We start from the raw sequence: 2,868 nt of genomic DNA, 5'->3' as shown, positions 1-2,868 counted from the left end.
CCCTGGCGACCACCCCCGACGGCGGCACCGCCGTCGGCGGCACGCCGGTCGCGGCGGGCGAGCGGGACGGCGCGATCAGGATCGTGGTGAGCCGGACGCGTCCGCCGCAGATCGTCCACGAGCTGGTGGCGAAGCTGGAGGCCGACGGCCACACCGTGGAGCTGGTCCCGATGGGTTCGGCCGGCGCGAAGATCGCCGCGGTGGTGCTCGGCGACGTCGACGTCTACGTGCACGGCGGCGGCCAGTACGAGTGGGACAACGCCGCCCCCGCGGCCGTCGCGCTCGGCGCCGGATACCACGCGACCCGGCTGGACGGGTCGGCCTTGACCTACAACGAAGATGACCCCTACCTGCCGGATATCCTGGTCAGCCACCCCGCCCTGGCAGAGCTGATCCTTTCTGGGTTGAACTGAGGAACCGATGCAACGCGCCGACTACCTGATGTCCCAGCTCGACGTCCTCGAGGCCGAGTCGATCCACATCATCCGCGAGGTCGCGGCCGAGTTCGAACGGCCCGTGCTGCTGTTCTCCGGCGGCAAGGACAGCATCGTCATGCTGCGCCTCGCGCAGAAGGCGTTCGCGCCCGCGCCGATCCCGTTCCCGGTGATGCACGTCGACACCGGGCACAACTTCGACGAAGTGATCGACTACCGGGACCGCAAGGTCGCCGAGCTCGGCCTGCGGCTGGTCGTGGCGTCCGTGCAGGACGCCATCGACAAGGGCCAGGTCGTGGAGCAGAAGGGGCGCAGGGCGTCCCGCAACCAGCTCCAGACCGTTCCGCTGCTGATGGCGATCGAGGAGCACGAGTTCACCGCCGCGTTCGGCGGGGCCCGCCGCGACGAGGAGAAGGCGCGCGCCAAGGAGCGCGTGGTGTCCTTCCGTGACGAGTTCGGCCAGTGGGACCCCAAGAACCAGCGGCCCGAACTCTGGAACCTGTACAACACCAAGATCCACCGTGGTGAGCACGTCCGGGTGTTCCCGATCTCCAACTGGACCGAGCTGGACATCTGGGACTACATCCGCCGCGAGGGGATCGAACTGCCGTCGATCTACTTCTCGCACACCCGCAAGGTGTTCGAACGCGACGGGATGCTGCTGGCCGACCTGCCGCCCGCCCACCGAGGCGACGACGAGCCCGTCTTCGACGCGGTCGTCCGCTACCGGACCGTCGGCGACATCTCCTGCACCGGCGCCGTGAAGTCCACCGCCTCGACCCTCGACGACATCATCGAGGAGATCCAGGCCACCCGGATCACCGAGCGCGGCGCCACCCGCGCCGACGACCGCGCCTCCGAAGCCGCGATGGAAGACAGGAAGAAGGAGGGGTACTTCTAATGGCCCCGCGCATGGACATTCTCCGCTTCGCCACCGCCGGTTCGGTGGACGACGGCAAGTCGACCCTGATCGGCCGTCTCCTCTACGACTCGAAGTCGATCTTCGAGGACCAGCTGGAGGCCGTGGAGCGCACTTCCGCCGACCGCGGCGAGGAGTACACCAACCTCGCGCTGCTCACCGACGGCCTGCGCGCCGAACGCGAGCAGGGCATCACCATCGACGTGGCCTACCGCTACTTCGCGACCCCCCGCCGCAAGTTCATCATCGCCGACACCCCCGGGCACATCCAGTACACCCGGAACATGGTCACCGGCGCCTCCACCGCCGACCTCGCGATCATCCTGGTCGACGCCCGCAAGGGCATCCAGGAGCAGTCGCGGCGGCACGCGTTCCTCACCACCCTGCTGCAGGTGCCGCACCTCGTCGTCGCCGTCAACAAGATGGACCTCGTCGACTACGCCCAGGAGGTGTTCGAGCGGATCCAGGACGAGTTCACCTCGTTCGCGTCCAAGCTCGCCATCACCGACCTGACGTTCATCCCGCTGTCGGCGCTGCACGGCGACAACGTCGTCGAGCGGTCGGTGAACATGCCGTGGTACGAGGGCACCAGCCTGCTCCACCACCTGGAGCACGTGCACATCGCGTCCGACCGGAACCTCATCGACGTGCGGTTCCCCGTCCAGTACGTGATCCGCCCCTACAAGTCGACGGACGCCGACCTGCACGACTACCGCGGCTACGCCGGGCAGGTCGCGGGCGGCATCCTCAAGCCGGGCGACGAGGTCATGCACCTGCCGTCCGGGCTCACCACCACGATCACCCACATCGACGGCCCGCACGGCCCCGTCGAGGAGGCCTACCCGCCGATGTCGGTGACGATCCGGATCGCCGACGAGATCGACATCTCGCGCGGCGACATGATCTGCCGGCCCGCCAACCAGCCGCAGTCCACCCAGGACCTCGACGCGATGATCTGCTGGATGGACGAGACCAAGAAGCTCAGCCCGCGCGCCAAGCTCACCCTCAAGCACACGACGCGCACCGTCCGCGCCATGGTGAAGGACATTCAGTACCGGCTGGACGTCAACACCCTGCACCGCGACGAGGACGTCGACGGTCTCGCCCTCAACGAGATCGGCCGGGTCACGCTGCGCGTCACCCAGCCGCTGTTCGTGGACGACTACAACCGCAACCGGCTCACCGGCGGCTTCATCCTCATCGACGAGGCCACCAACGCCACCGTTGCCGCGGGAATGATCTCCAACCCGCTGCGTTAGCCGAACTGGGCCGCCCCGGTGCTCCCGTTGGAGTGCCGGGGCGTCGCCGTTCCGTCCCGGTAGCCTTCTCGTCATGGACAGCGGCGTGGTCAAGACCGGTTCCGGACAGGTGCGGGGCAGCGAGGCGGGCGGGGTGCACGTCTTCAAGGGCGTCCCGTACGCGGCCCGGCCCGAAGGCGCGCTCCGGCTGCTCGCGCCGCGGCCCGTCACTCCGTGGGACGGGGTCGCCGAGGCGACGCGGTTCGGGGTCGCGCCG

The 2,868-nt window shown here is 68.8% G+C and carries 4 protein-coding genes; all 4 read left to right on the top strand.

Translation table 11 applies throughout. The annotated features are described in order from the left end of the window. Window positions 1-413, top strand: a 413-nt coding sequence (locus tag ACYVE7_RS32060) for an inositol monophosphatase family protein (RefSeq protein ID WP_460370070.1), incomplete at its 5' end; no start/stop codon positions are given. 7 nt (window positions 414-420) lie between these two features. Continuing rightward, complete coding sequence (gene cysD, locus ACYVE7_RS32055) at window positions 421-1,335, top strand: sulfate adenylyltransferase subunit CysD (protein ID WP_460370068.1); 915 nt, start codon at window positions 421-423, stop codon at window positions 1,333-1,335. Window positions 1,336-1,346: 11 nt separating this feature from the next. Beyond that, on the top strand, window positions 1,347-2,612 hold the full coding sequence (locus tag ACYVE7_RS32050; protein ID WP_460370067.1) for a sulfate adenylyltransferase subunit 1: 1,266 nt from the start codon (window positions 1,347-1,349) through the stop codon (window positions 2,610-2,612). A gap of 73 nt (window positions 2,613-2,685) precedes the next feature. Continuing rightward, a partial coding sequence (locus ACYVE7_RS32045; protein WP_460370065.1) for a carboxylesterase family protein occupies window positions 2,686-2,868 on the top strand: 183 nt, incomplete at its 3' end.

Source organism: Actinocorallia lasiicapitis (assembly GCF_054778695.1).
Note: the sequence above shows the minus strand (reverse complement) of the source record. Positions and strands in the feature narration are given on the sequence as shown.